Annotated in this window: 6 protein-coding genes; 5 read left to right on the forward strand and 1 reads right to left on the reverse strand. The window is 71.0% G+C overall.

Going from position 1 to position 5,351, the window contains the following annotated elements:
- Position 1: 1 nt before the first annotated feature.
- A complete protein-coding gene (gene tldD / locus Q0112_RS03485; protein ID WP_297971457.1) occupies positions 2-1,426 on the reverse strand; it encodes a metalloprotease TldD in 1,425 nt (474 codons plus the stop codon).
- A gap of 158 nt (positions 1,427-1,584) precedes the next feature.
- On the opposite strand from tldD, the gene coxB reads away from it, so the two are divergent.
- The 5 genes from coxB to Q0112_RS03510 are packed head-to-tail and all read left to right on the forward strand — an operon-like array spanning position 1,585 to position 5,351.
- Positions 1,585-2,760 (forward strand): cytochrome c oxidase subunit II, encoded by a 1,176-nt coding sequence (gene coxB, locus Q0112_RS03490; protein ID WP_324564937.1) that lies wholly within the window; start codon positions 1,585-1,587, stop codon positions 2,758-2,760.
- 10 nt (positions 2,761-2,770) lie between these two features.
- Positions 2,771-3,727 (forward strand): heme o synthase, encoded by a 957-nt coding sequence (gene cyoE, locus Q0112_RS03495; protein WP_297971459.1) that lies wholly within the window; start codon positions 2,771-2,773, stop codon positions 3,725-3,727.
- Positions 3,728-3,737: 10 nt separating this feature from the next.
- On the forward strand, positions 3,738-3,917 hold the full coding sequence (locus Q0112_RS03500) for a cytochrome C oxidase assembly protein (protein WP_297971462.1): 180 nt from the start codon (positions 3,738-3,740) through the stop codon (positions 3,915-3,917).
- 1 nt (position 3,918) lies between these two features.
- Positions 3,919-4,533 (forward strand): cytochrome c oxidase assembly protein, encoded by a 615-nt coding sequence (locus Q0112_RS03505; protein ID WP_297971465.1) that lies wholly within the window; start codon positions 3,919-3,921, stop codon positions 4,531-4,533.
- An 11-nt stretch (positions 4,534-4,544) separates the two neighbouring features.
- Positions 4,545-5,351, forward strand: coding sequence for a cytochrome c oxidase subunit 3 (locus Q0112_RS03510; protein ID WP_297971468.1), 807 nt, complete (start codon positions 4,545-4,547; stop codon positions 5,349-5,351).

The following is a 5,351-nucleotide window of genomic DNA, read 5'->3' on the forward strand; positions in this document are numbered from 1 at the left end:
CTCACGCCGCGCTGCCGCCGACGGTCAGGCCGCCGATGAGGACGGTGGGGAGGCCGACGCCGACCGGGACCCACTGGCCGGCCTTGCCGCAGTTGCCCATGCCGGGGTCCAGCGCCATGTCGTTCGCGATGGCGCGGATGTGCTTGAGCGCGGTGGCGCCGTCGCCGATGAGGGTCGCGCCCTTCACCGGGGCGCCGACGCGGCCGTCCTTCACCCGGTAGGCCTCGGTGCAGGAGAAGACGAACTTGCCGCTGGTGATGTCGACCTGGCCGCCGCCGAAGCCCACGGCGTAGATGCCGTCCCTGAGCTCGGCGAGGACGTCGGCCGGGGAGGCGGTGCCGCCGAGCATGTAGGTGTTGGTCATGCGCGGCATGGGCGCGTGGGCGTGGCTCTCGCGGCGGCCGTTGCCGGTAGGGGCGACGCCCATCAGGCGGGCGTTCTGGCGGTCCTGCATGTAGCCGACGAGGATGCCGTCCTCGATGAGGACGTTGCGCTGCGACGGGGTGCCCTCGTCGTCGAAGGAGATCGAGCCGCGGCGGTCGGGGATGGTGCCGTCGTCGACGACGGTGACGCCGGGGGCGGCGATGCGGGTGCCCATCAGGCCGGCGAAGGCCGAGGTCTGCTTGCGGTTGAAGTCGCCCTCGAGGCCGTGGCCGATCGCCTCGTGCAGCAGGATGCCGGGCCAGCCCGGGCCGAGGACGACGTCCATGACGCCGGCGGGGGCGGGCTCGGACTTCAGGTTGACCGTGGCGATGCGCAGCGCCTCCTCGGCGACGGCCTTCCAGTGGCCGCTGCCCATGAGGGGGGCGAGGCCGTGGCGGCCGCCGCCGCCGGCGGAGCCCGATTCGCGGCGGCCGTTCTCCTCGACGATGACGGAGATGTTGAGCCGCACCATGGGGCGGGCCTCGGCGAGGCGGGTGCCCTCGGGGCGGAGGATCTCGACCTCCTGCATCGAGGCGGCGAGGGAGGCGGAGACCTGGACGACGCGGGGGTCGCGGCCGCGCAGGTAGCCGTCGATCTCGCGCAGCATCTCGACCTTCACCGGGAAGCCGGCGTCGTCGAAGGGGTCGCGGTCGCTGTAGAGGCGCTGGTTGGTGGGCCTCGGCGCGTCGGCGAGCGTGGCGCCGCCGGCGCCGACGGCGAGGCGGGCGGTCTCGGCGGCGCGCCTGAGCGCCGCCTCGCTGATCTCGGTCGAATGGGCGTAGCCGGCGGTCTCGCCGCGGACGGCGCGCAGGCCGAAGCCCTCGGCGGCGTCGTAGGCCGCGTTCTTCAGCCGGCCGTCGTCGAAGACGAGCGATTCCGCCCGCCGCCGCTCGAGGAAGAGCTCGCCGTCGTCGGCGCCGGCGGTGGCCTCGCGCAGGACCCGGAGCGCGGCCTCGGGGTCGAGCGCCTGCTCGAAGGGGCGGAAACGCGGGGATTGCGTCATGGTCGGGCTCCGGAAAGGCTGCGTCGGGGCGGGGAGGCGTTGCGGCGTCGCCGCGTCTTGTCCTTGCCCGGCTAATATGGTTGATCTGACCCCACCTGCAACAACACGCCAGTCCGGTGAGCGCCAGAAAGAAGCGCGAGGGGCCGGGGGATGAACGGATGGTCGCCATGAAGATGAGCCGCGTCGGTCTCTGCCTCGGGTCTTTCGCCCTCGCCGCCGCGGGATTCGCGACGTTCCTCGGAACGGGCGCCCTGGCGCAACCGGCGGGCGAGCCGCGGGACCTGCCGGTGATCGGCGCCCCGACGCCGGGGGCGATCGGCTACCAGCCGGCGGTGACGCCGGTGGCCGAGGACATGCACTGGCTGTCGCACCTGGTGCACGGGATCATGATCGCGATCGTGCTCCTCGTGGTTCTGCTGCTGCTGGTGGTGATCGTGCGCTTCAACCGGCGCCGCAACCCGACGCCGGCGCGGTTCACCCACAACACCCGGCTCGAGATCGCCTGGACGCTGATCCCGGTGGTGATCCTGATCGTGATCGGCTCCTTCTCGCTGCCGATCCTGTTCAAGCAGCTGACCGTGCCGACGCCGGATCTGACGGTGAAGGCGACCGGCAACCAGTGGTACTGGACCTACAATTACCCGGCGAACGACGTCACCTTCGACAGCCTGATGCTGGCGCCCGAGGATCTCGAGGCCTACGGCTACGGGCCGGAGCTGAACCTGCTCGCCGCCGACGCCGCGCTGGTCGTGCCGGTGGGCAAGGTGGTGCACGTGCTGGTGACCGGGGCGGACGTGATCCATTCCTTCACTGTGCCCTCGTTCGGGATCAAGATCGACGCGGTGCCGGGGCGGCTGAACGAGACCTGGTTCAAGGCCGAGCAGGAGGGGGTCTACTTCGGCCAGTGCTCCGAGCTTTGCGGCAAGAACCACAGCTACATGCCGATCACGGTCAAGGTGGTGAGCGAGGAGGCCTATCAGGCCTGGCTCGACTGGGCGATCGACGAGTACGGCGGGACGCGGCCCGAGGCCGAGGCGCCGGCGGCGGGCGCCGCTGCGGCCGCCGAGGCGCCGGCGGCGGGCGAGGAGGCTCCGGCCGCCGAAGAGCCGGCTGCGGCGGAGGAGCCCGCGGCCGAGGAGCCGGCTGCGGCCGAGGAGCCGGCGGCGGAGGAGGCTGCGCCGGCGGAGGAGGTTGCGCCGGCGGAGGGCGAGGAGGCGCCGGCTGCGATCGAGCCGCCCGCTGCCGAGCCGGCGGCCGATCAGCCCGAGGTCGAGACGCCGGCCGAGAACGAGACCCCCGACACCACCGAGCCGGCAGAGCCACCGGCCAACTGAGTCAAGGCAGATGAGCGACGCCAGCTGGAGCCAGCCCGCCACCGTCCACGAGGCGGAGTTCGGCGACTATGTCGAGCTCTTGAAGCCGCGGGTGATGCGGCTGGTGGTCTTCACCGCCTTCGTCGGCCTCGTCTGCGCGCCGGTGGCGGTGCATCCGGTGATCGCCTTCGCCGCCGTGCTCTGCATCGCGGTGGGCGCGGGCGCGTCGGGCGCGCTAAACATGTGGTGGGACAGCGACATCGACGCGGTGATGCGGCGCACCATGGGCCGGCCGATCCCCTCGGGGCGGGTGGCGCGGGACGAGGCGCTGGCGGTGGGCGTGGTGCTGGCCGTCTTCTCGGTGGTGATGCTCGCGCTCTTCGCCAACCTGGTGGCGGCGGGGCTGCTCGCCTTCACCATCTTCTTCTATGCCGTCGTCTATTCGATGTGGCTGAAGCGGGCGACGCCGCAGAACATCGTGATCGGCGGCGCGGCCGGCGCGCTGCCGCCGATGATCGGCTGGGCGGTGGCGACGGGCGGCGTCGCGGCCGAGAGCGTGGCGATGTTCGCGCTCATCTTCCTCTGGACCCCGCCGCACTTCTGGGCGCTCGCGCTCTTCCGCAACGACGATTATGCCCGCGCCGGCGTGCCGATGCTGCCGGTGACGGATGGGCCGCGCGTGACGCGCAACCACATCCTCGGCTATTCGCTGGTGCTGGCGGCGGTGGCGGTCGCGCCGGCCTTCAGCGGGATCGGCGGGCCGGTCTATCTCGCCGGGGCGCTGGTGCTGAACGCGATCTTCGTCGCCGGGGCGTGGCGCCTGTGGCGGCGCGACGAGGCGGCGGCGAAGGCCGACCGCTTCCGGGTGGAGCGGCGCTTCTTCGGCTTCTCGATCCTCTATCTCACGCTGCACTTCGCGCTGCTCCTTGCCGAGGCGGCGCTGCGCGCGCTCGACCTCGCGCCGGCGGGCTGGCCGGTGCTGTTCTGAGGGGCGGGGAATGCGGCCTGACCGTCACGAGATCTACGGGCGCCGGCGCAGCCGCAACCTGGGGTTGGGGCTGGTGCTGCTCGGGCTGGTGCTGCTCACCTTCGCGGTGACGCTGGTGAAGCTTTCCGAGGGCGCCGAGCAGAGCCCGCAGGCCATGCCGCAGGCCACCGAAACGCGGGGGGCCGGCTGAGATGGCAGGACGCTCCAACCGCCGCATCGCGCTTACGCTCCTCGCCGTCGTGCCGGTCATGGTGGCGGCGAGCTTCGCCGCCGTGCCCTTCTACAGCTGGTTCTGCCGGGTGACCGGCTTCGCCGGGACGACCGGCGTCGCCGAGGCGCCGCCCGCGGCCGGGGTGGTCGACCGGACGGTGCGGGTCTCCTTCGACGCCAACGTCGCGCCGGGCATGGCCTGGGAGTTCCGCCCCAGGCAGCAGTCGATGACGCTCCGGCTCGGCGAGACCGGGCTCGCCTTCTTCGAGGCCTACAATCCGACCGACCAGCCGCTGGCCGGGCGGGCGTCGTTCAACGTCGTGCCCTTCACGGTCGGCGGCTACTTCGACAAGATCGCCTGCTTCTGCTTCGACATGCAGGTCCTGCAGCCCGGCGAGCGGGTGGAGATGCCGGTGAGCTTCTTCGTCGACCCGGCGATGCTCGACGACCGCGAGACGCGGCAGGTGACCGAGATCACGCTCTCCTATACCATGTTTCCGGCCGATCTGCCCGAGGCGGCAGCGACCGGCGCGGGCGGGGACGATACCAGGTTCGCGGCGGCGCCGGCAGGGCCCCGCCAGACGATCGAACAGTAGAGGGACCAGAAATGGCGGGCCACAAGAACCACGACTACCATATCCTGCCCCCGAGCATCTGGCCGCTGACCGGGGCGATCGGCGCCATCGTCATGCTGGGCGGGGCGGTGCTCTGGTTCCACGACCACGGTCCCTGGATCGCGCTGATCGGCGTCGTGCTCGTGCTCTACACCATGTGGTCCTGGTGGGCGGACGTGATCGCCGAGAGTCAGGTGGGCGACCATACGCCGATCGTGCAGATCGGCCTGCGCTACGGGATGGTGCTCTTCATCATCTCGGAGATCATGTTCTTCTCGGCCTGGTTCTGGAACTTCTTCAAGCATGCCCTCTATCCGATGGGGACGATCGAGGGGGTCGAGGTGGTCCCGGGGACCTGGCCGCCGGCCGGGATCGAGACCTTCGATCCCTGGCACCTGCCGCTCATCAACACGCTGATCCTGCTCTGCTCGGGCTGCGCCGCGACCTGGGCGCACCATGCGCTGGTGCACGAGAACGACCGCGAGCAGATGAAGTGGGGGCTCTGGCTCGCCATCGTGCTCGGGCTGCTGTTCACGACCTTCCAGGCGGTGGAATATGCCGAGGCGGCCTTCGGCTTCTCGGGCAACATCTACGGCGCGTCGTTCTTCATGGCGACGGGGTTCCACGGCTTCCACGTCATCATCGGGACGATCTTCCTCGCCGTCTGCCTGGCGCGGGTCTATGCCGGGCATTTCACGCCGACCCAGCACGTCGGCTTCGAGGCGGCGGCCTGGTACTGGCACTTCGTCGACGTGGTGTGGCTGTTCCTGTTCGCGGTGATCTACATCTGGGGTTCGTGA

This window comes from uncultured Amaricoccus sp. (assembly GCF_937858865.1).
Taxonomy (GTDB): domain Bacteria; phylum Pseudomonadota; class Alphaproteobacteria; order Rhodobacterales; family Rhodobacteraceae; genus Amaricoccus.

What these genes read in the sequence shown, in the direction of transcription:
- tldD (WP_297971457.1), bottom strand. Translation starts at nt 1,426, where the DNA reads ATGACGCAATCCCCGCGTTTCCGCCCCTTCGAGCAGGCGCTCGACCCC.
- coxB (WP_324564937.1), top strand. Translation starts at nt 1,585, where the DNA reads ATGGTCGCCATGAAGATGAGCCGCGTCGGTCTCTGCCTCGGGTCTTTC.
- cyoE (WP_297971459.1), top strand. Translation starts at nt 2,771, where the DNA reads ATGAGCGACGCCAGCTGGAGCCAGCCCGCCACCGTCCACGAGGCGGAG.
- Q0112_RS03500 (WP_297971462.1), top strand. Translation starts at nt 3,738, where the DNA reads ATGCGGCCTGACCGTCACGAGATCTACGGGCGCCGGCGCAGCCGCAAC.
- Q0112_RS03505 (WP_297971465.1), top strand. Translation starts at nt 3,919, where the DNA reads ATGGCAGGACGCTCCAACCGCCGCATCGCGCTTACGCTCCTCGCCGTC.
- Q0112_RS03510 (WP_297971468.1), top strand. Translation starts at nt 4,545, where the DNA reads ATGGCGGGCCACAAGAACCACGACTACCATATCCTGCCCCCGAGCATC.